The organism is Singulisphaera photorubra, from assembly GCF_045290345.1.
In the GTDB taxonomy this organism is placed as follows: Bacteria; Planctomycetota; Planctomycetia; order Isosphaerales; family Isosphaeraceae; genus Singulisphaera.
Genome location: NZ_CP155447.1, coordinates 104,752 through 126,443 on the forward strand (window position 1 = coordinate 104,752; position 21,692 = coordinate 126,443).

Genomic DNA, 21,692 nt, shown 5'->3' on the forward strand with positions numbered 1-21,692 from the left:
TCGCCGACGAAGACGCGGAACGGCAGCAGGTTTGTTGCCATGGCGGAATCCGAAGCGTTCGCTACGAGAAGTGTTTTGCTTCAGACGAAAAAGAAGACGGGGGAGTGATCCATCGCGGATCACTCCCCCGTCAGCTTCTTGCAAAGGCGACTTCGGTCAGACGTACTTCTCCGAAGCGTCTCGCTGCTCGTTGGAGATCTCGCCAGAGTGAGGGCGAGGAACCGGGTGGGACTGTACCGAAAACCGGATTCCCATCCGCTTGGTGAAGTTCACCCACATATCGATGATCTCGTAGAAAACCGGGGTGACCAGAAGGGCGAGGACGAGGGAGAGCATCTGTCCGCCGATGATCACCTTGGCCATACTCGCACGGGCACCTGCTCCTGGGCCCTGGCCGAGCGCGATCGGGACCATCGCGGCCACGAGCATTACGGTCGTCATGAGGATCGGGCGAAGTCGGGTGTGGTTGGCCTCGATGATCGCCTCGCGTCGGGGGACGCCCTTGTCGCGAAGCTGGTTGGTGGCATCAACCTGAAGAATCCCGTTCTTCTTGACGATGCCGACCAGCATGAACAGGCCGAACATCGCATAGATATCCATCGGCGTGCGGAAGAGGACCAGCGAAAGCAGGCCGAAGGGCACCGTCACCGGCAACGCCATCAGGATCGAGATCGGCTGGGTCCAACTCTCGAACTGGGCAGACAAGATCATATACATAAACAGGATCGAGAGCCCGAACGCGATCATGAAGTAGTACCCGGTCTCTCCCATCGTCTTCGCCTGACCGGAGAAGATGTAGGAGTACTGCTTGGGCATATTCATTTCTTTGAGGATCAGGTCGGCGCGGGAGACGGCCTCGCCCAGGGGGATCCCTTCGGGGTTGCCCAGGACGGTGACGATCCGCTCGCGGGTCAAGCGCTCGATCTCGGTCGGCCCTCGTTCGTCGACCAGCTTCGCGAGGCTCGAGAGGTTGACCAGACCGGCCGTGGCCGATGGGAGCTTCAACTGGTAGAGGTTGGCCGACGAGGAGCGTTCGGCCGCCTCGGCCCGGAGCCAGACGTCGTACTGTTCGTCGCCGTCGCGGAACTTCGAGATCGGCATGCCACCAACCAGAACTCGCAAGGTGTCGGCGATCGTGCCGACCGGAATCCCGAGGTCGCTCGCCCGCTCGCGATCGACGATCACCTGAACCTCGGGCTTCCGCAACGAGATCGAGGTGTCGATGTCGACGAGGCCAGGCTTCTCCTTGAGCTTCCTCATCAGCTCATCAGCGTACTTGGAAAGCTGATTCAGGTCAGGCCCCGCCAGGTTGACCTGGAAGGTTTGCGGGCGACGGCCCCCCTGGAACGCCGAGACGTCATTGACACTGGCGCGAAGGTCGGGGTAATCCAACAGCATATCCCGCGCTTCTTGCTGGACCGCGAACTGGGAGTACTCCCGTTCCTCAAGGTCCTCCATGCTGACATAAACCGTGGCGCGAGTCACATCCCCCTGACCTTTGACCACCCGCCCACCGCTCGACTGGCCGATGGTCGTGAACAGGTGCTTGGTCCCCTGGAGCTTGCGGAGCCGACCTTCCAACTCGTTGCAGATCCGGTTCGTCCGCTCCAGGCTGTATCCCTCGGGGGTCGTGATCGTGACCTCATATTCGCTCTGGTCGTCGCGTGGGATCAACGACATCCCCATCATCTTACCGATCGGGACTGTGCTCATGATGACCAGGAGGGCCAGGACGACCACCAACGGCTTGAACCGCAAGGCCCAACGCAGCACCATCCCATAACTGCCATCGACGAGTCGATAGATGAAGCCCGACTTGCTGCCGGCGTGACCGCCCTCGCTTGGCTCGAGCTTGAGGAACCGGCTGCAAAGCATCGGCGTCAAGGTAAACGAAACGAACAGGCTCATCGCCACCGCGAACGCGACGGTGAGACCAAAGCTCGAGAAGAACCGGCCGATGATCCCCCCCATGAACGCGATCGGTACGAAGATCACGATCAAAGAAAGGCTCGTCGCCAACACCGGCAGCGCAATCTCGCGCGTGCCGATCCGCGACGCCTCCATCGCGTCCATTCCCTCTTCTTCCATGTGCCGAAAAATATTCTCGTGCACCACCACCGCGTCGTCGATCACGATCCCGATGGCCAAAATCAAACCGAGCATCGTGATGTTATTGAGCGTGAACCCCATGTAGCTCATAAACATAAACGTCGGAATGATCGACGTGGGAATGGCCATCGTAGCGATCACGGTCGTCCGCCAGTCGCGGATGAAAAGCAAGATCGTCGCCGAGACCAGGACACCGGCGAGAAGCAAGTGGAACTTCACTTCTTCAATCGACTTCTTGACGAACCGGGACTGATCGCGAATGATCTCGGTCACGATGTCGGCGGGCAAGCTCTCTCGCAGGGTCTCGAGCCGAGACTTGACGTCTTCCGAGACCTTCACGGTATTGCTGCCCGACTGCTTCTGGACGACCAGGCTGACCGCGCTCGAGCCATCGAGCCGAGCCAGGGTCCGCGGCTCCTCGTAAGAGTCCTCCGCGCGGCCGATGTCGCGGACCCGGATCGGGTAACCGTTGCGGTTCGCGACAATCAGCCCGTTGAACTCGGCCGCCGTATTGAGCCGGCCGAGCGTTCGGAGCACGAGCTCGCGCGGCCCTTGGTCCACGCGGCCGCCGGGCACCTCGAGGTTCTGCCTCGTGAGGGCCAGCCGGACCTCGTCGACAGAGAGTCCGTAACCGGCGAGCTTATCAGTATCGACCACGACGTTCATCGCGCGGACCCGGCCGCCAACCAGCGTGACCGCACCGACGCCGTTGACCGTCTCGAGGCGTTCCTTGATTCGTTTCCTCGCGATCTCCGTCACCTCGCGGAAGTCACGCTTGCCGGAGACGGCGATCGTCAACACGGGCATCGAGCCGGTGTCGAACTTGTCGATGATCGGCGCCTCGGTCCCATCAGGAAGTTCGCCCAGGATCGTGTTGACCTTGTCCCGGACCTCCTGGGTGCCGACGTTGCCGTTCTTGGAAAGGTCGAACTGAACCGTGATGGTCGAGACCCCCTCCATGGTGGTCGACCGCAATTCCTCGATCCCGCTGACCGTATTGATGATGTCTTCAATCGGCTTGGTGACCGAGGTCTCCATCTCCTCGACCCCCGCGCCCGGCAGCACGGTGGTGACCGTACAGACCGGGAAGTCGACGTCGGGAAAGAGGTCGACTCCAAGACTGCCATAGGAGACCAGGCCAAGCACAACCGGGACTGCGATCAGAACCCAGGTGAAGACCGGACGTTTGATGCAGATATCGGAAAGGGTCATAGGAACGACCTTATCCTGAAGGTGAACCCGAGACTTCCTGCATCTCGGCCAGGGACCAAAGTACGATGGACCGTCAAGTCGGCGTGACGACGCGGTGAAACTTCCGCCTCGCGGTCTCGACCGATCGCCTGAGTGTGCTCGACGACCGATTGAGGGGAGGGTCCCAGCGGCCCGGAACCATCCCTGCTCCAAGATTCATTGAAGTTCATTTTTTGGATTCATCGGGATCGGGAGTCTTCGCCGAGGTCACCGCCGGGGCCGTCGCCTCGACCTCGGGCTTCCGGATCGTCACGGCGGTGGCATCGGCCAGTTGCGTCTGACCGGTGGTGACCACCTCGGCGCTCTTGGGTAAGTCGCCGACAACCTCAATCCATCCCAGGCCTTCTTGCCCGGTCTCGACGTTGATCGAGCGGGCCTTCCCCTCCTCGACGACGAAGAGCTTGGTGACCCCTGCATACTTGACGACCGACTCGATGGGCACGATCGACGCCGTCGCGCTTCGGTCGGTCAGGATCGAAGCTTTGGCGAAACCACCAGGGCGGAGCAGGCCACGGGGATTTGGGACGGACACTTCCACCTGGAACGTCCGGCTGACCGAATCGACCGACGGGTTGATTCGCGCAACGGCCCCTTCGAAGGTCGAACCTGCGTGCGAGGCGATCTTGACGCGGACCGCCTGCCCAACCTGGATCTCGGCGCTGTGGCGCTCGGGCACGTTGGTCCAGAGCCGAAGCGGGTTCTCGACCACGAGTTGCAGGACGGGATCCCCCTGCTTGAGCATTTCTCCTTCGGCCACCAAGCGTTTCGCCACGGCGTACTCGATCTCACCGGTCACACCGGCCGGGCGTGCGTACGGGATCGGGGCGCGGATCTCGGTGTCGGTCTTGGCCTGCATGGCGACGTCCACCGCCGCGCGGGTGGCTCGTGAGTTGGCCAGAGTCGCTTGGGCGGTGAGGACCGCATTGGCCAGGGCGGCCGTCGCGCCTTGCTCGTCATTCTCCGAATTCTGAAGATCCTGCTGGGCCCCCGCGCCCCGACGGTTCAGCGACCGTTCCCGAGCCACATTTTGCTTGGCTCGGTCGAGCGCCACTTTCGCCTGAACGACGGCAGGAACCGCGTTGACGTCAAACTGGGTCGTCGGCAGATCGTTCAGGCCGAGCTTGGCCAGTTCGGCCTGCAACTGGCGTTGGGCTTGCTGGACCGCGAGATTGGCGTCCACGGGGTCGAGTTCCACGAGCAGTTCGCCCGGTTTGACCCGGTCGCCCATATCGTGATGCACCTTGAGGACGCGTCCCTGGCTCTTGCTGCCGACGGTGACGTCCTCCCAGCCGTTGAGCGTCCCGACCACTTCGACTGTCCGCTCGACGGGCCGTTGTTCCACCAAGGCGACCGTCACGGGAACCGGCTTGGGAGCCGTCTCGACCTTGGCCTTGGGCTCCGCCGTGGAGTGACCGCATCCGGCCATGGCCATGGCCAGTGCCAGGGGTGCCGCGCCGCTCCATCCTAACGTGAAGAACCAGCGACTAACCGCCATTGTCATGACTCCCCGCCGGGCCACCCGGCTTTCGAAAACCACCCAGAAGATCGCCCACCAGGCGCGCCGCAAGCCCGGGCCCCAGGTCCCTCTTCTTGTAGAGGAAGTCCATGATCGAGATGATGATCAAACCCCGGCAAGCGGTGCCGAAGGCCTCGACCCGATCAGGGTCGACCACCCCGGCATCCGCCGCCTGTTGAACGATCTCGGTCATCACACAGCTCATCCCCCCCTTGAACTTCTCCATCTCCGCCATCAACCCGTTGGCGAGCGGTCCGAAGAACAAGGCAAAAATAAATCGGCTACGGTCGGGATCCTCACGACACCAGGCAAAATGGGCCTCGAACGTCCGCTCGAGCATTTCCACCGGATCGGGGACCGACTCCAGGATCGTCCTCAAGTCTTGGTTGAGGCTTGACATCGGGACGATCACCAGAGCCTGAGCGAGCCCTTCCTTACTCCCGTAGTGGTAGTAGAGCGTCGGCTTCGTCACTCCGGCGGCCTCGACGATCGTCCGCACCGAGGTCGCGTCGTACCCCTGTGTCGCAAAAAGATGTGCCGCCACGTGTGCAATGTGCTGCGCAACCTCACTTGCCCCAGTCTTGACCGGCCCTGGTGACTTCAGGTTCGAACCTCTCACTTTCGATAACGCCATAAGTTTTTTTCCTATACCGAACGGTAGGTATCATAGAAAAAGACGACAAGTCGTCAAGTTGGATTCTCGTGGGATCTCTGGCTCCGGAGTGGCTGGGGCGATAACCTCAATTTAGGGGCAGGCCGCAGGCCATGCGACCGCATGCATTCGTTCGAGAGTAGCCCTAGAGGAGCGAGAGAACGCAGATGAACGTGAAGCGACAGATCACGGCAACGATCGCGATCGGCGATCAGCCGAGCGAGGCCGACCTCACACGATTGAAAACTGAGGGATATGTGGGGATCGTGAATCTTCGGAACGAGGGCGAGCCGGAGCAACCGCTGAGCCCAGCGGCCGAAGGGGAAAAAGTTCGCGCTCTGGGGCTCGATTACTTGCACTACGGTGTCGGCGCAGGGCCTCTGACCGCAGCCGGCGTCGAGTCCGTCTGCGAATTCATCGATCGGCACACCGACACCGGCTCTGGGAAAGTCATGGTCCATTGCCGCAAAGGACCGCGAGCCGCCGCCCTGGTCTTGCTCCATCAGGCGAAGGCCCTCGGCTGGAAGCCCGACGAGGTGATCACCAAGGCGCGGGGAATCGGCCTGGAAGTCGAGGGGGGATTGCGGCTCCTGGTCGAGAATTATCTCCGTGAGCACCCACCGACGGCCCCCTGAGCCTCTTGGATACCGGCCGATCCGACGACTCGAAAAAGTTGGCAAACTCGGCAGTCTGGGGTATTCCTTTTGCATGAGGTAGGGTTCAACCGAACAACCGGCTGATCGCCCCCTCTGGATAGGCCGCAAGGGACCGCATGTCCTTTCCACGGCCCTTGGAGACTTCCTCTCATGGCGTGGAAAGACCTCGGACGGACCAGGACGCGAACCGCGTCTCGCCCCGTTTTCCGCCCGGCCGTCGACGGCCTCGAAGACCGGAGATTGCTGACGACGCTTCTGAATGGATTCGTCGAGACGCCAGTCGCGACCGGCTTGAGCCGACCAACAACGTTCGAGTTCGCGCCCGACGGCCGGATCTTCATCGCTCAGCAGGAGGGCCAGCTCCGGGTCGTCAAGAACGGCCAGTTGCTCGCCACGCCGTTCCTGAGCCTGAACGTGGACTCCAACGGCGAGCGCGGCCTGCTTGGGGTCGCGTTCGACCCCCAGTTCTCCAACAACCAATATGTCTATGCCTACTACACGGTGCCCGGTTCCCCCGCACACAACCGGGTGAGCCGGTTCACCGCCAACGGCGACGTCATGGTGCCGGGGAGCGAGGTGCCGATCCTCGAGATCAATGCTCTGAGTACGGCAACCAACCACAACGGCGGCGCCATTCACTTCGGCCCAGATGGAAAACTCTATATTGGGGTCGGTGAGAACGCGAATCGGGCCAACGCCCAGTCGCTCGACAATCTGCTCGGCAAAGTTCTCCGGATCAACGCAGACGGCACGATCCCGACTGACAACCCGTTCTATAACACCGCGACCGGCCAGAACCGAGCAATCTGGGCGATTGGCTTGCGCAATCCCTACTCCTTTGCATTCCAGGCCGATACGGGGACCATGTTCATCAACGACGTGGGGGAGAACACCTGGGAGGAAATCGACCACGGGATTGCGGGCTCGAATTACGGCTGGCCGGCGACTGAGGGGCCAACCACCGACCCTCGCTTCCGCGCTCCGATCTTCGCGTACCAGCACGGTTCGAATCCCGGGAACGGCAACGCGATCACCGACGGCGTTTTCTACAATCCAGCGACGACCCAGTTTCCCACCAGCGCGGTGGGTGATTACTTCTTCACCGATTTGACCGGCCGTTGGATCCATCAACTCGACCCCCGCACGGGTGTCATGACCGAGTTCGCGACCGGCCTCCCCGCCTTGCCGGTCGCGCTCGGGGTCGACCCCGCGGGGAGCCTCTACTACCTCGCGATCGGCAGCGGCGCTAATGGTGGCGTTCTGGCCAAGATCCAGTCCACCGCACCGCCGCCGCCGACGGGCCAGGCTCCTGCCGTGACTCGCGACCCCGCAGGCATCTCAGTTCCTCTGGGCGGGTCGGCCACCTTCTCGGTCGAGGCGTCGGGCACGGCCCCGCTGACCTATCAGTGGCAACGAAACGGCGCCAACATCCAGGGAGCCACCGGCGCATCGTTCACGATCCCGGCTGTCACGGCGGCAGATCTGGGTGCGTCGTTCCGCGCGGTGGTGATCAACCCGTTTGGTTCCGCCGTCAGCCGGCCGGCCGTCCTGACCGGTGATTCCCCCTACGCACGGAAGTTGTTCACCGCCATTTTCGGTCGTGAGCCTGAGCCCGTCGCCCTGTCGAACTTGAGCCTGGCCTTGGCTCAGGGTGTCACCCCGCAGCAACTCGCCTCCGCCCTGATCGCCTCACCCGAGCGACACGCTCAGCAAGTCGTGGCCGCCTACCAAACGTCCCTGGGCCGGCTGCCGAACGCCGCCGAGTTTACGGCGGGGCTCAACCTCCTCAACGCCGGCACGTCCCGCGAAAGCTTCCGTGCCAGCCTGGTCAGTTCGCAGGAATACGCGGCTCGCCACGGAGGCACCCCTCGAGCGGTCGTTCAATCGCTCTATCAAGAATTTCTAGGACGTGCTCCCAGGCGATTTGAACTGAACCAAGGAATTCGAAACGTTTCGCGCGGCGCCACCAACGCCCTGGCCAACCAACTGCTCGCGGGAGCCGAGGCACGAACCAGACTCGTCGTCGGATGGTACGGAAGTTACCTCGGCCGTCGCCCTTCGGCAAACGAAGTCCGAACGACCCTCTTCCAGTTCCGCCGTGGTCTGTCTTCCGATCAGGCCGAGTCCGCCATCCTCTCCGGACCCGAGTTCATCGGCCGGAGTTGACCCGGCAACAACCGCAAGCCGCTGCGCGACCACTGTGGGTTATTCTGAGCTCGACCGGCTCAATCGTCGGAACACCAAGGGCGAGGTCGTGTTCGAGAAGAACTGGACGGATCCATCCATAAACAATAAGTTCGCTCCTGCCCCCGACGGGCCACCAAACCCGCCGGGAGCCTGGTTCACCCCTAACCCCGCGTCTCTCAAGTTCGTGGGGTCCCCCCAGGGCTTGAACCCCTCAGCGACCTCGCCGGCAAGAATCGTGTGCGCTGCAGCCCGCCGCATCGCCCCTAGCCTGGATTCCCACAGAGGGGATTCCCGCTAACAAGTTGGCAGGATGAGAGCCGGAAAGCGGCGGGTACGGACATCCGGCAGACCGGGGAAGTATTCGGAGCATCCTGATGCGAAGGGGGTTGCCAAATGGGCCTGCCCGATGACGTGCGTGCTTGCTTCGCTGGCTTCGCCTTCGGCCCGCCCTGTTCCGAGAGCGAGATCCGCCGCGCCGAGTCGGAACTGGGGGAGACGTTACCCCCAGTGCTCAGGGCGATGTACCTCGCCTTTGACGGGTTCGAAGGGCCGACCGGTGCCGCCTTCTTCTGCCCGCTGTTCGCGCACGACGAACACGGTCCCGGTCTCGTGGACATGAACCTATTCTATCGGGGCGACGACCTGTTCCCGCAAGGGCTGGTATCGCAGTGCCTCTTCTTCGGAGACGGCGGGGGCGGCCCGCATTGGGGGATCAAGCAGGACGTCCCCGGCAAAGTCATCCATTGGGTTGCCTCGTGGGGGTCTGAATTCCAGGTTGCCGGGGCAGACCCGCTGGAAGTGTGGGCAAACGAGAAGCGGATGTACGACGAGCTTAACGGACAAGAATACGCTTGAACGACAAGACGTCAGACGAACGCTGGCGTAGTTACACATTCCTCAATATCGCTTGTCTGACTGTGCCCAGGACCGGATTTTGTTAGTCCGTTTTCCCTCCGTGGGAATCCAGACGAGTGAGGCCCGGTCCCTGTCCAGAACGTGAACATTCCCGGCGTAGTGGCTCAACGCGTAAACTTCGAGGCTCGGAAGACAGGGCGCTTACGCTCCCCGCTCGCCTTGGGAAGGCAAGCGAAGACCAACGGACGACACCGATCGTGGTTCCATGGAGTTCGCTCGCCTCTGAAAGGCGATCGGGGAGCGTAAGCGCCCTGTCTTTGGGCCTTCGCATGGGCTGGTTCTTGTGCCACGGTGGCAACGGCGCAGGGTTGATAGATCCGGACATAAACACCGCTCACGCATCGATACGTATTGACTCATAGACTCTTTCGCGCGGTCGCGGATCGTTGAAAAATATTGGGAAGGGCCTGGACTGGAGGAATTCAAGGTCTTGAGTCAGAGACCATGGCTACTCGCGGCTGAGACATGGTCGGTAGGCAGGCACCCAAAGTAGAGTAGGATGGCCAACCTGAAAAACCCATCAAGGTCGCAGGTGCCCGCCTATTCTTACTGAACTGTCCAGGCCTCGCCACTGAGGTGCCTGGCTACGCTCGCCCCTCAAGTGACGTTCTCGACTCGAGACTTTTCTTCGGCAGAGACGATCCAGGGTAGCGTTGGACCGATGGTCTTCTGGGAAACTCACCCTTGGAGATTTGGCGATGAGAGAATTCGCAAGGATCGGCACGTTTTTTAGAGACGAGGTGGGCGAGACCTTGTTCGCCGAACTGGTGAGGCTCGTCCCGGAGGGTCAATGCGGATCGATTGGACACGCATTTCGGGTTCGCATTTCGAGCGAGGACGAGAGGGGACAGGAGGTGTTGCGTCGATTACATGACGCCGGCTGGAAACCTTTGATTGAAACTTGGAGGCCACGCGCCAAAGGCAAAGAATACAGATTTGAATTAGAGCGTGAATATGAACCGTCAGATTGGGAGTCCTGTGAGTACCTAGAATTGTCGCTCCCCCAGGAGGCATACAATACCAAGGCAATCCACAGAAACATCGACGGTGAGATCTTAGTCTTTGAGCTGAGTCAGGCCACCGAGTTTGATTTTTTCGGCGGTTTGAGCCAGTGGCGCTTTGTCTCCGCTCACGCTAAGGAGGTCTTGGAATTGGGTGGGCTGAATCACGTTCTGTTCCGCCCGACAGTCTTCGTCCCGCGCGTTACCGAATTCGATTCAACGCTCGACATGGAGCTCGACCACGTCGTCATCCCCGACCTGTCCCGAAGCCGAGATCGTGACGTGCTGGTGGCCTACTGGGAGATTGATAGCGACTTCATCCTGCCGCCGCTTTCCCCATCGGTGTCGCTTACCGACTCGGCCGGACGTTCGATTCGGGGCGGCGACTTTGATGCAGGTGTCCACCGTCGCGAAGGCAGCTACATGCATCCAGAGTTGCACTACCGGGCGTCCGATCTGGCCGGTCTCGGGCCATTCGATCTCGCTCGGGCCTTCGAGCCGTTCGGCAACCATCGCACTTATAGTTCGCTCAATTGTCCGTTGATCGCCTCTCGGAAATTTTACGAATGGTGTGTCTCCAACGGTCTCAGGGCAGGCTGGGTTCCTGTCCGCATCGATCCCGATTGACCCTCCGAAATCGATGAGAGGTTTTCCCATGAGCTTCTTCCGGCGGGAGCCTCGTCTTCCATCAGAACATTCTCGTTCTCAGGCCAGGATTGAGTAGCCAGGCACCTCAGCTGGGGGGCCTGGGAGCCCAGTGAAGAGGAGTGTCAGACCGCAGCCCAGATGGGCTCGCAGACCGACCATCCTGCTCAATTTAGCAGCCTGGTCACGACCTGCTCAACGCGGCTGGGGCGACGAGGTTGGGCTTCGAGGTCCCGGATCCGAGCGTGATCCCTCCTCGAGCTTTAGCGAAACTCAAGGAGGAATTGGCCAGCCTATAGCTTGACTCCTTTCACACCGAGCCCAAGTGGCTGCAGGAGGGTAAGAGTCTGTCCCAGAAGGTGAATCCCACGGGAGCTTTTGAATGATCTGCTGGGTGCCATGCGGTTCCGTACTCGGAACCCATGCGGGAATGCCTTGGCCTGGCGCGCACGGGTTCCGAGTGTACGGAACCCGTGGCACCCAAACGGCCTTCAATTTTCGGTTTCCCTGAACTTACGAGACAGACTCTAAGTGCACGCTCCTCCCAGCCTCGGACGCCGGTCACGGCCCCCCTGGGAATCTCGAGAGCTTACAGCCGCTGCGCGACCACTGTTGGTTATTCCGAGCTCGACCGACTCAGTCGTCGGAGCACCAAAGGCGAGGTCGTGTTCGAGAAGAACTGAACTGATCCATCCATGAACAGTAAGTTTGCTCCTGACCCCGACGGGCCACCAAACCCGCCGGGGGCCTGGTTCACACCTAACCCCGGGTCTCTCAAGTTCGTGGGGTCCCCCCAGGGCTTGAACCCCTCAGCGACCTCGCCGGCAAGGATCGTGTGCGCGGCATCCTGCCGCATCGCCCCCTGTGAGACCCGGTCCCTGTCCAGGACGTGGACATTCCCGGCGTAGTGGCTCAACGCGTAACCTTCGGGGCTACGATGGACACGTATGTCCGGGTTCAGAAAGAGGGGAACCACCCCCTTGAAGAGGGCCGAATTCTGAGGCGCATTCCAGGGGTGCTCGACGTCGAGGCGACCGCTGAGTACGAAATTCGTACCGGGTAAGAGTTCCGTCATCCAGCTTTGACGAACCTCGCGTTTCGGGCGAGACTCACCCGAGCTCGCCTGTTCCCGATCCATGACGAGTACCTCTGACGCCATTCCGATAAACCTGAGGTGATCAACCGACGTGCCCCAGATGTCCCAGAGCCGTGTTTTCTGCTCGACAAACGAGTTCCGAGAGGCGATGAGCCACCCGACCTGATGCACGACTCCGGTCGCCGAGAGGCCGGCGACGAACATCGTCACGATCAAGGTCACCAAAGCGGCCGTCCACCGGATCGACCACAAGCGAGGCGCTTCGACGCCCGCCCCGCGCGCCTTCTGTACTTCACCGGCGAACCACCTCAGGGTCCGGTGCAGCCCGATGATGAAAAGGAACAGGCAGACGGAGCCGGTCGCCACGCCGTCCCAGGCGATCGTAACCCTCGGCAGCCCCCTCGCTGGGTAAGTCAACCATCCGAAGGCGAGCACTCCGAGGACCTCGAGCGTCGGCCTCCCGTACCAGACAAACAAGAGGCCGAAGAGGAGGACGACCCCGGTGATGATGATCACTCGTCGTTTCACGGCTCCTCCGACGTCAGCATTCGCTCGATCTCCGACGCCGACAGCCACAGGACCGTCCCGTCCGTCATGAGGACAAGTCGGTCGGACCCCACGGTATCGGGTTCGTAAGCGAGAATCGTAGGCGACACAACGTACTCATCATTTAACAGGACTCCTCCCACGTAGTGATAACGGCCACCGGGAGGAGACGGTAACCTCCAGAGCAGTTCCTCCACCTCCTCCTCCACGGCATGTCCGGGAACCGGGAAGGCCCCTCCGCGTCCCCTCGCATAATCAACAAGCCGGCCCCCCAGGCGGTTAATGGCCTCATGACGGGCCCTGATCTCGGCCTCGATAGGCGGGACGGGGGGAGGCGGCACCAGCCGATAGGTTAGCCCCTGCTTCTCCCAAGCCCCCGGCGTCATCAGCTCACGAGCTCCGGAGATCATCGTCAGGACCAAAACGAACAGCAGGCCCCAGAGAATGATGATTCCCAGCGCTCTTGCGTACGAGAGCCGGGGGAGGACTGGAAAGTCATTCCGCAGGCCATTCCAGACCCACTGGATAACCCCTGTGCTGGCCAACAGCCCCACCACAAAAAACGAGATGACTTCGAGCCGTTGACGAGCGAGCCCGGTCAGTCCCAGCTCGGTGAACCGACTGACCGCTCGGGAGACGTCGGCCAGCGTGACTGACGGCATCCCAGCGGACGCGGCTTGCGGCCACCCAACGACCATCAAGGCGAGCCACACGAATACCGAACGGGTCGCGTGAGGCATGGCATCGCTCTCGCAACATAGATTTCGTCGACAATCCTAACCCAACCGAAGGCCTCGACTATAAAGCGAGCCACCCTCGACGGCAAGCTCCCCGACATCCAACGATCATGCTTCTACAATGACAGCCGTGAAGACAAAAAGACTATGTCAACATACACTTTTAACGCATATTTCCAATATCAACCATTTGATTCCGCTGACCTCGCCAAATCACTCGCTCGTTACAAAAGGCCCTCAGGACTCGACATGAAGGCTCATGGTCAACTTGACGACGATCGGCGCAGTCCGGGGTTCAGGCCGCGGTTTCCGGTTTCCGCAATCGTTTCTTACGAAGGGCGGCGGCGGGATGACGGCAAGCTCGCCATTTTGTCACGGAATCCGCTGGAGCAATCGGCCTCGCGACAGCAAGACGAATGCTGGCATCGGCCATCGACTATTACTGCCGTGACCTGGCTGAAGAAGCCTGCCAAGTATCGCTTACGCACGGCATGAAGGCTGAGTATGCCGTGGATTCAAAACACGAAGCCCATCACCTCCGGGGGGAAATTTCAAACGCCGCCCCGCACTTCGGACAGAATTTCATGGAAGCGAACCCAACTTGTGGCGTCAGGGTAGCGCCGCAATTGTCACAAAATTTCGTCATTTTTATATCCATAACGCTAATCAACGAAATCACTGGAATCATAGCCACCAGCATCCACCACATTTCACGCTGGGAGGATGATAAGGCCGTAATCGTTGCGGAGAAGATTATAAAGAGAATGCCCACGAGGACGACGTATCGAGGCAACCATTTTCTCTTGAACGCGACATTCCTGCTGACATAGAAAAGGACGTACCCAACGATCGCAAGGATGATCCAGGTGCCAATGAAGCACGCAATGGCGATCTGTTCGAGCATAGCGACGGGTTCTGGTTTCATACCGGTCTGTTAGACAGCATGTGTGCGGGATGAGACGCTTTGCATTGACGCCATACTAACGTGTAACATTGAATCCGTCATCGGGCGACAGAATTTTCCAGTCATCCACAAACCATTGTCAATCCATTCAAAACAAAATCAACGATCCGCGACAGAGCCGATGATTCGACACGGTCGCCACGTGACCGGGACTCTTCGTCGTTCGGAAGACAGGGTGCTTACGCTCCCCGCTCGCCTTGGGAAGGCGAGCGAAGACCAACGACTAAGGAACGGCACCGATCGTGGTTCCATGGAGTTCACTCGCCTCTGAAAGGCGAGCGGGGAGCGTAAGCTCCTGTCTTTGGGCCTTCGCATGGGCTGGTTTTTGTGCCACGGTGGCAACGGTACAGGGGTGATGGATCCGGGCGGAAACCCCGATCACGTGGCGACACGTATCGAATCATCGGCTCTTTCGCGCGGTCGCGGATCGTTGAAAAATATTGGGAAGGGCGTGGACTGGAGGAATTCAAGGTCTTGAGCCAGAGTCCATGGCTACTCGCGCCTGAGAAAAAGGGAAGTGAGCACGCTTCCTTTGAGATCGGCGCCCAATCGGCTCGATCCCGTTGCCTATCCCACGGCGGCATGAGAAACTCTGAGGAACAACACCAAAGACACTTGTCATCGGAACCCTTACCCATGAGGAGTCCTGGGATGTGGGATCGAAGCCGCTGGGCGCTGCGCATGGTTTGCCTCGGGGCGTTGTTGCTCTTGCCGCCGGGTCAGGTGGAGGGCGGTCTCGTACGCGGCACGGTCGTGGACGGGGATGGGAAACCGGCGATCGGGGCCAAGGTCTGGGCCGCGAAGCTCAGCTTCATGGAAACCCGCGAAACGCACGAGGCCACGGCCGACGACAAGGGGGCGTTCGCCATTGAGGCCGGGCCGGGCGAGTGGCTCGTTTTTGCACTCCGCGGCGATGAGGGCGGCCGAGGCGGCTGGGAGTCAATTGCAAAGATCGGTGAGGACAAGCCCCCCGCACCCGTGACCATTCGCCTTGGTGCGCCCACCAGGCTCAAGGGCCGCCTGCTGGACGCCGAGACCGGCGAACCGATCACCAAGGGGCGATTCGCCTTGAATGATGCCCGCCTGTTGGAAGTTGATTCCCAGGGGCGATTCGAGGCGCCAGGGTTGGAATTGACCAACCACGAGGCATACCCACTCTGCCCTGGCTACGAACGCAAGCGCATCCTGTTCGATACGACCGGGCGACCCGACGCGGAACTGGAACTTCGGCTGCCAAGGGCGGGAAAGGTCGTCGGGCGAGTCCTCGACGGCGAGGGCAAGCCGATCCCAGGGGCGAGTGTTGGGCTGAGAACTTCAGGCTCGATCTTCTCCGGATCGGCCCTGTGGGAGAAATGCTCTGAGGACGGTCGGTACTCCTATGATGGCAAGCCGCTCGGTCGGTCGGGACGGCTCTCGGCCCGCGCCCCCGGCTACCAGGACCAGGAACGCGAGGACGTGATCGCACTCGATGCCTCGGCGCCCACGGAAATCAACTTTACGCTTCGGCCCGATCCGCGCAAGGAACCGACGACAAAGACGGTCGCCAAGGCTTTGAACCGGCGGACCGTATCCGGCACGATCGTCGACTCCGATCAAAAGCCGGTCGCCGACGCCGTGGTGCGTTGGGGCCTACTCGTCAGCAGCGACAGCGTGCCGGAGACGAAATCCGACGCCCAAGGCGCATTCCGATTGGAGCACGTGCCCGACACGGCCAATGTCCTCTCCGTGATGGCGAAGGGGCTCGCCCCCGCCTTCCCGCTGATCGAAGCGACAGGTGATTTCCAGGTGACCGTGGACCTGAAACGGGGCGTCATAATCCGGGGGCGGGTCGTGGACGAAGCAGGCAATCCTATCAAGGGAGTCCATGTCGTTCCCCAGATCAGTACCCCCAGGCCCAACTCGGGCGGCTTCGTTTACCTCGACACACTCGGGGCGAACACCGATCGCGACGGCAAATTCACCCTGGAAGGGATGCCCGAGAACGTGAGCTGCGACGTCGTGGCCGAGGGGTGGAGCGCGGTCCGCCAAAAAACCCTCTCGGCTTCGGACGAGTCGAAAAACGAAGTGGTCTTGCTCGGCGGGGGAGCGATCCGCGGCCGAGTGGTTGATCCGCTGGGGAATCCCGTCAAAAACTTCCGGATTCAGGTCGGGATTCCCAAAAATTCCAAACCGGGCGACCCCGTAGGGGGTTATTTTGCGGGGTACGGTGGCACGGGCCTGGCTTTCACCCGCAACGACGGCGTGTTCACCATCAGTGGCCTGACCGCCGGAAACCTCCACCGCCTCACGGTGATCGCGGAGAGTTTCGGCGGAGGCGAGGTCGATCGCGTCGAGGCCCAGTCGCTCGGCCGCCTGAAGCCGGCCGACGATCTGACGATCAAGCTCGAACCCGGGCACACGCTGCGGGTCCGCGTGATCGGGGAAAAAGGCAAGTTGGTCGAGGGGGCTCGGGTGACGATTATCCAGAACGAGGGTCGAGGCGGCTTCCAGTGGGGATACAGCGACAGTTCCTGGGACGACAGCGTCACCGCCCGGGCCAATGCCCAAGGCTGGGCTGAATTCCCCCACCTGGGCTTCGGCAAGGGAACCGTCGTCGTGAGAGCCAAAGGCTTCTCTCGAACGAGGCTCGAATGGGTGAACGACGAGGAGGAACTCATCGTCTTTGTGGAGCCAGAATCAAAAATTACGGGCACCGTCCTCGACGAGTCGGGTAAGCCAGTCTCGGGAGCGAGACTGGTGCTCTCATGGGGAAATGGCGAAGGGATGAACATCCTGGCCAACGAGAAGGACGGCCGATTCCTGGCCGACGAGTTGGGCGCAAACAAGTACATACTAAGCGTCATGCCCAGCATCGGTCCCGCGCTCTTCTCCGGTTCGGTCGAAGTGGAACCCGGAAAAACAGTGACACAAGACATCCGCGTCAAGATTCCGGTGCCGGCCGCGGCAGGTAAACGAGAGTGACCACAGACTCAGGCATCGAGCGGACCAAAAGTTCAACCCAATCACCCCCCATCAGACGAGCAGGCTGGCTGGAGTCCTCTCTCCAGCCAGCCTGAGATGCGTGCCTCGAAGGTCCATCGCCTGAGAGTTGAGCGGTTGCGAGGAATCGCCCAGCCCAAAATAATCACGATTCTTCTAATGTTGACTTACTGATTATTTCAACTTGCGTTGGGGGCAGGCCGCGGACCCGCACGGTTCGTCCCCGCCAACGAACAGCGCCCTTGAAGGTCTGGTAGTAGAGGGCACGAATCAGGCAAGACGCAACGACAACGGCCACCAACGGAAAGAGCAACACTTTGATCGGATGGAACGAGAAGAGGCGCCAACCGAGCCAGAGAAGGCTGTACTGAATCAGATAGGTGAACGCCGCGACGGCCACGAGCAGCCGGTTTCCCTGGATGAGACCGACGGCGAAAGCGAGCAGCGGAGTCCAGAAAACAAAGACGGGCAAGAGCATCACAAACGGGGCCAGCCAGAGCCGACCGCCCAAGACCTCGAGGATGTTCTTCGTCATCCCCCAGAAGGCATGGCGGTTTCCCTTGAACAGCCTGACCTGAAGGAGTTGGGGAGCCGCGCGAAAACCGATCCGATATCCGCTCGCCTTGAGCAATCGCGCCAGGCTGACGTCGTCGAACATCTCGCTGCGGATCGGCTCGAAGCCACCGACGGCACGGAAGGCCGTCGACCGGACCATCATGAAAGCGCCGGCGGCGACCGCATCGCGTGAGTCTCCCGCTTCGATCCCGGTCGTGGCGTACTGGACCATCCCCCCAACAAAGACCGGGGCAAGAACGTTCTCCCAGACCGAGAGACAGTCAACCCGCGGGAACAGGCTGAAGAAATCGAGGCGACTCCGTCCCATCTCCGCGAGAGCCGTGACCATGCTCGACGGGTCATGAATCACATCGGCATCCGTAAAAAGGAGATAATCCCCCGAGGTCAGCGCGGCGGCCTGCTGCATCGCGTTGCACTTTCCCAACCACCCCGGTGGGAGCGCCGGGTTGTGCAGGATCTTCAGCCGCGAGTCGGTGGCTGCCAGCGAATCCACAATGGCTCCGGTCCGGTCCGAGGAGTGATCGTTGATAACCACAACCTCGAGATCGACACCAACCTGGTTCAGGACCGACTGAAGTGCCTGCGCAATATCCTGCTCCTCATCGCGAGCGGGAATGACCACGGAGACCTTCGCCTCGTGAGTCGACCCGTCGTCCCTGGGAGGATTCCAGGTGATCCGTCGCAAGGTGGCGGAGAACTGAATGGCCACCACGAGCGAGAGTAAGCCGGCGACCACACAGAGAAAGAGAAGAATTAACATGATTCGGCATTGATCCCTGATCCGCCCGTTGAGGGGGTGGCCTCACCCGCCTATCCTAACGGACTCCAGGGCCTCGAAGATACCTGGGCGCAGATCCGGCTACGCATAATGGCTCGGCCGCCGAGATCGCCCGTGGCGGGGCAGGGGGAGGCCGTTTGCGATTGTCATCGACGACTCCGATCCGCTCGCTTGACGGGTCCATTCGACGGGGCGTAGATTAGACTTAGATGCATCCGTGCAATGAATGACGACGGCACGGGACGGCCCTCCCGGTCCCTATTGATCTTTGTCCGTCGTCAGTGATTGGGGGAGTCGCTCATGGTGCGCCGTGGACTGACGTGGGCCGCCTTGGTCGTCGCAACAGCAATGGGGCATGCGACAGCCCGGGGCGAGGAGGACATGAGGACCGCCCCGAAGTACCTCCAGGGCCTCCGAGAGCGGGGGTATTATGAGCTCGCGGACCAGTATCTCGAGACCCTGCGCAATGCGCCGAGCACCCCGGAAGACTTCAAGGCGACCATCGACTACGAGCAAGGGCGGCTGATGATCGACGAGGCGGCCCGGACGGGCGACCTCGGCCTGAAAAAGGAACTGCTCGATAACGCACGAGGCAAGCTCGTCACGTTCACCCAGAAGAACCCCAACCACTCGCTAGCGCCTGAGTCGCTGGTCCAACTCGCTCGTCTCCTGGTCGAGCGCGGTCACCTGGCAATGATCCAGGAAGTGGAGACCGACGACCCCAAGCTCAAGGCTGCCAAGCTGGTCGAGGCCCGTACCTCGTTCGACCAGGCTCGCGACTCCTACACCAAGGCCGACGAGAAACTGTCGGCTGCCTTCAAGGTCTTTCCCCCGCACCTTGCTGACAACGATCCGCGGAAGGACGAGCGCGACCGTACTCATCTCGCGATGATGGAAGCCCAGCTTCAAAAGGCGGTCGTCGACTACGAGCAGGGGCAGTCCTACCCGCCGGGCTCGCCGGAGCGTGGGGAGTACCTGACCAAGGGCATGGCCCAATTTGAAGAAATCTACAAGCGATATCGCACTCAGCTCGCCGGCCTGGTCGCCCGGATGTACCAGGCCAAATGCTACGAGGAGAAAGGGGATATCGGCCCCGCCCTCGGCATCTACAACGAGTTGCTCGAGCACCAGGCGCCGCAGCTCCGCGGAATGCAACGGCACGTCGCCTACTTCAAGATCATCGCGCACGGCAAGCGGAAAGAATACGCCCTGGCCGCCGATCTGGCGACCGGCTGGCTCCAGCGCTACAACTCCCCTGACGAAGTCCGCTCCCGCGAAGGTTTGGGCGTGCAGCTCGAGCTCGCCAAGAACATTCTGGCGCAGTTGCCAGGAGTCTCCGAAAAAGAGCAAGGCCTGGCGGTCAACCGCGTTGTCGACGTCTTGAGCCAGGTCGTTCGTTATTCCTCCCCCTTCAAGGGCGAAGCGCTCGAGATCCTCAAAAAGTACAAGCCAAAGGTGGCCGCCAACGCCGAAAACCTCTCCCGGATGGGCTACGACGAACTGGACGGCCAGGCCGACCAGGCCATCGCGTCACAAGAGTGGGACAGGGCAGCCGAGGCCCTGAAAATCGCCGTCCGCAAGGCCGACCCCGCGAAAGACCCGGACAAGGCCAACCTGGCTCGGTACAAGCTCGCCTTTGTCTACTACATGAATAAGCGTTTCTACGAGGCAAACGTCCTGACCGAGCACCTGGCCCGGCGCTATCCGCGATTTAGCATGGCACCCAAGGCGACCGAAATCGCCATGGCCTCGATGGCCGATGCCTACAACACCTATCGCGAGATCGACCGGACCAGCGATCTGAATCGACTCATCGACATTGCCAAGTATGCCGCCGCGACCTGGCCCGACAAGGAGGAAGGGGACACGGCCCGGATGACCCTGGGCCAGGTCTACCACGGGACCGGACAGTATGCCAAGGCCATCGAGGCCTATCAGTCCGTCCGGCCCAAGGCCTCACGCTGGGTCGATGCCCAGACGAAGGTGGGTGCCTCACACTGGGAACAGAGCAAGATCTTTCAGCGCACGGGAGCTCCGAAAGAGGCCGAGGCGGAGGCCGCCAAAGCCCTGGAATCGCTGAACGCCGCCTTGAAGGCAAGGCAAGCCGCCGGCGTGCTGCCCGCCGACCCCGACTTGCTTGGCAACATCTGCGACATCGCGGATATTCAACTCGAGACCGGCAAAGCGCCCGAGGCCCTGGTCCTGCTCGAACCGACCGCCAAGGCTGCCGGTGCAGGTGGTTCCACGGGCCCTGCGTTCAGCCGGTTGATGGCCGCCTTGCTACGGGCCCACATCAATGCCGGCCAGATCGAGAAGGCGCAGGCCGACATGGCGGTCCTCGAAAAGCAAGGGGGAGGCGCCAACCTCGCTCAACTCTACTTCGGACTCGGCAAGCTCCTGGAAGCCGAGATGAAGGTCCTCAAGGACAAAGGGGATCGCGCGGGCCTGACAAAGCGGCAAGCGGACTACCTGAAGTTCCTCACGGCCCTGGCCAACGCGAAGTCGGGCCAGACCTACGAGTCGCTCCAGTGGGCCGGCGAGCAAATGCTCAAGATTCAGAACCCCGGCGAGGCCGGCAAGATCTTCAAGCGAATCCTTGAGACCATGGGGAAGGACAAGGCGTTTCTCGCCTTGGAAGGCTCAGGCAACCTCTTGCTCCGTACCCGGATCAGGTATGCCGAAGCCCTCCGCGGCCAGGGAGACTATACGGCGGCCGAGGAGCTCGTCACGGAGTTGCTCAAGGAGTTCCCGCGCTCGAGCGATCCCCTCTTCGAGCAAGGAATGTTGCTCGAGAACAAGGCGGAAACCAAGCAGGGGACCTGGAAGGCGGCCTTTGCCCACTGGCAGAAGCTAGCCCTCAGGCTCGGCGCGAGCCGCCCTCGACCGACCGAGTATTACGACGCCTGGTATCACGCCGCCTATGCGCTCGCCAAGGACAACCAGCCGACCAAGGCCAAGCAAACACTCGGCAGCGTGATGCGGCTCTCTCCCAAGGTGGGCGGGTCCGAGATGAAAGAAAAGTACGACTCCCTGCTCAAGAACATCAAGTAAGAGCGATCGATCCCGTTCCATTGCCGCTCTCAG

At 61.2% G+C, this 21,692-nt stretch carries 14 protein-coding genes; 7 read left to right on the top strand and 7 right to left on the bottom strand.

The features are described from left to right. Nucleotides 1-156 precede the first annotated feature (156 nt). From V5E97_RS00375 to V5E97_RS00385, 3 genes are all read right to left on the bottom strand, one after another. A complete protein-coding gene (locus V5E97_RS00375) occupies nt 157-3,321 on the bottom strand; it encodes an efflux RND transporter permease subunit (RefSeq protein ID WP_406697267.1) in 3,165 nt (1,054 codons plus the stop codon). Nucleotides 3,322-3,526: 205 nt separating this feature from the next. After that, entirely contained in the window at nt 3,527-4,855 is a 1,329-nt protein-coding gene (locus V5E97_RS00380; RefSeq protein ID WP_406697268.1) for an efflux RND transporter periplasmic adaptor subunit, read from the bottom strand. Then, a complete protein-coding gene (locus tag V5E97_RS00385) occupies nt 4,845-5,510 on the bottom strand; it encodes a TetR/AcrR family transcriptional regulator (protein ID WP_406697269.1) in 666 nt (221 codons plus the stop codon). Before V5E97_RS00385 ends, V5E97_RS00380 begins: the two co-directional genes overlap by 11 nt. Nucleotides 5,511-5,695: 185 nt before the next feature. Between V5E97_RS00385 and V5E97_RS00390 the strand changes: the two genes are divergently transcribed. Both V5E97_RS00390 and V5E97_RS00395 read left to right on the top strand, forming a co-directional pair. After that, nucleotides 5,696-6,163: a protein tyrosine phosphatase family protein gene (locus tag V5E97_RS00390; RefSeq protein WP_406697270.1), complete on the top strand. Its 468-nt coding sequence runs from the start codon at nt 5,696-5,698 to the stop codon at nt 6,161-6,163. 171 nt (nt 6,164-6,334) lie between these two features. Further along, nucleotides 6,335-8,350 (top strand): PQQ-dependent sugar dehydrogenase, encoded by a 2,016-nt coding sequence (locus V5E97_RS00395; RefSeq protein ID WP_406697271.1) that lies wholly within the window; start codon nt 6,335-6,337, stop codon nt 8,348-8,350. Between the two features lie 39 nt (nt 8,351-8,389). On the opposite strand, the gene V5E97_RS00400 is transcribed toward V5E97_RS00395, so the two are convergent. After that, complete coding sequence (locus tag V5E97_RS00400; RefSeq protein ID WP_406697272.1) at nt 8,390-8,629, bottom strand: H-X9-DG-CTERM domain-containing protein; 240 nt, start codon at nt 8,627-8,629, stop codon at nt 8,390-8,392. A gap of 135 nt (nt 8,630-8,764) precedes the next feature. Between V5E97_RS00400 and V5E97_RS00405 the strand changes: the two genes are divergently transcribed. Both V5E97_RS00405 and V5E97_RS00410 read left to right on the top strand, forming a co-directional pair. Continuing rightward, nucleotides 8,765-9,226, top strand: coding sequence for an SMI1/KNR4 family protein (locus V5E97_RS00405; protein ID WP_406697273.1), 462 nt, complete (start codon nt 8,765-8,767; stop codon nt 9,224-9,226). Nucleotides 9,227-9,984: 758 nt separating this feature from the next. Beyond that, nucleotides 9,985-10,914 (top strand): hypothetical protein, encoded by a 930-nt coding sequence (locus V5E97_RS00410; protein WP_406697274.1) that lies wholly within the window; start codon nt 9,985-9,987, stop codon nt 10,912-10,914. Between the two features lie 634 nt (nt 10,915-11,548). On the opposite strand, the gene V5E97_RS00415 is transcribed toward V5E97_RS00410, so the two are convergent. Then, nucleotides 11,549-12,556: a hypothetical protein gene (locus V5E97_RS00415; RefSeq protein ID WP_406697276.1), complete on the bottom strand. Its 1,008-nt coding sequence runs from the start codon at nt 12,554-12,556 to the stop codon at nt 11,549-11,551. Further along, entirely contained in the window at nt 12,553-13,314 is a 762-nt protein-coding gene (locus tag V5E97_RS00420) for a hypothetical protein (RefSeq protein ID WP_406697277.1), read from the bottom strand. The genes V5E97_RS00415 and V5E97_RS00420 overlap by 4 nt, the downstream gene beginning before the upstream one ends. A 413-nt stretch (nt 13,315-13,727) precedes the next feature. On the opposite strand from V5E97_RS00420, the gene V5E97_RS00425 reads away from it, so the two are divergent. Both V5E97_RS00425 and V5E97_RS00430 read left to right on the top strand, forming a co-directional pair. Beyond that, nucleotides 13,728-14,141, top strand: a complete 414-nt coding sequence (locus V5E97_RS00425) for a PH domain-containing protein (protein WP_406697278.1) — start codon at nt 13,728-13,730, stop codon at nt 14,139-14,141. A gap of 785 nt (nt 14,142-14,926) precedes the next feature. Beyond that, nucleotides 14,927-17,236, top strand: coding sequence for a carboxypeptidase regulatory-like domain-containing protein (locus tag V5E97_RS00430; RefSeq protein ID WP_406697279.1), 2,310 nt, complete (start codon nt 14,927-14,929; stop codon nt 17,234-17,236). Nucleotides 17,237-17,399: 163 nt separating this feature from the next. Here the strand turns inward: V5E97_RS00430 and V5E97_RS00435 are convergent, their stop codons facing one another. After that, nucleotides 17,400-18,590 (bottom strand): glycosyltransferase family 2 protein, encoded by a 1,191-nt coding sequence (locus tag V5E97_RS00435; protein ID WP_406697280.1) that lies wholly within the window; start codon nt 18,588-18,590, stop codon nt 17,400-17,402. 318 nt (nt 18,591-18,908) lie between these two features. On the opposite strand from V5E97_RS00435, the gene V5E97_RS00440 reads away from it, so the two are divergent. Continuing rightward, nucleotides 18,909-21,659, top strand: a complete 2,751-nt coding sequence (locus V5E97_RS00440; RefSeq protein ID WP_406697281.1) for a tetratricopeptide repeat protein — start codon at nt 18,909-18,911, stop codon at nt 21,657-21,659. The last annotated feature ends 33 nt before the right edge of the window (nt 21,660-21,692 follow it).

What these genes read in the sequence shown, in the direction of transcription:
- V5E97_RS00435 (WP_406697280.1), bottom strand. Translation starts at nt 18,590, where the DNA reads ATGTTAATTCTTCTCTTTCTCTGTGTGGTCGCCGGCTTACTCTCGCTC.
- V5E97_RS00380 (WP_406697268.1), bottom strand. Translation starts at nt 4,855, where the DNA reads ATGGCGGTTAGTCGCTGGTTCTTCACGTTAGGATGGAGCGGCGCGGCA.
- V5E97_RS00375 (WP_406697267.1), bottom strand. Translation starts at nt 3,321, where the DNA reads ATGACCCTTTCCGATATCTGCATCAAACGTCCGGTCTTCACCTGGGTT.
- V5E97_RS00385 (WP_406697269.1), bottom strand. Translation starts at nt 5,510, where the DNA reads ATGGCGTTATCGAAAGTGAGAGGTTCGAACCTGAAGTCACCAGGGCCG.
- V5E97_RS00410 (WP_406697274.1), top strand. Translation starts at nt 9,985, where the DNA reads ATGAGAGAATTCGCAAGGATCGGCACGTTTTTTAGAGACGAGGTGGGC.
- V5E97_RS00425 (WP_406697278.1), top strand. Translation starts at nt 13,728, where the DNA reads ATGCTGGCATCGGCCATCGACTATTACTGCCGTGACCTGGCTGAAGAA.
- V5E97_RS00395 (WP_406697271.1), top strand. Translation starts at nt 6,335, where the DNA reads ATGGCGTGGAAAGACCTCGGACGGACCAGGACGCGAACCGCGTCTCGC.
- V5E97_RS00440 (WP_406697281.1), top strand. Translation starts at nt 18,909, where the DNA reads ATGGTGCGCCGTGGACTGACGTGGGCCGCCTTGGTCGTCGCAACAGCA.
- V5E97_RS00390 (WP_406697270.1), top strand. Translation starts at nt 5,696, where the DNA reads ATGAACGTGAAGCGACAGATCACGGCAACGATCGCGATCGGCGATCAG.
- V5E97_RS00400 (WP_406697272.1), bottom strand. Translation starts at nt 8,629, where the DNA reads ATGCGGCGGGCTGCAGCGCACACGATTCTTGCCGGCGAGGTCGCTGAG.
- V5E97_RS00405 (WP_406697273.1), top strand. Translation starts at nt 8,765, where the DNA reads ATGGGCCTGCCCGATGACGTGCGTGCTTGCTTCGCTGGCTTCGCCTTC.
- V5E97_RS00430 (WP_406697279.1), top strand. Translation starts at nt 14,927, where the DNA reads ATGTGGGATCGAAGCCGCTGGGCGCTGCGCATGGTTTGCCTCGGGGCG.
- V5E97_RS00420 (WP_406697277.1), bottom strand. Translation starts at nt 13,314, where the DNA reads ATGCCTCACGCGACCCGTTCGGTATTCGTGTGGCTCGCCTTGATGGTC.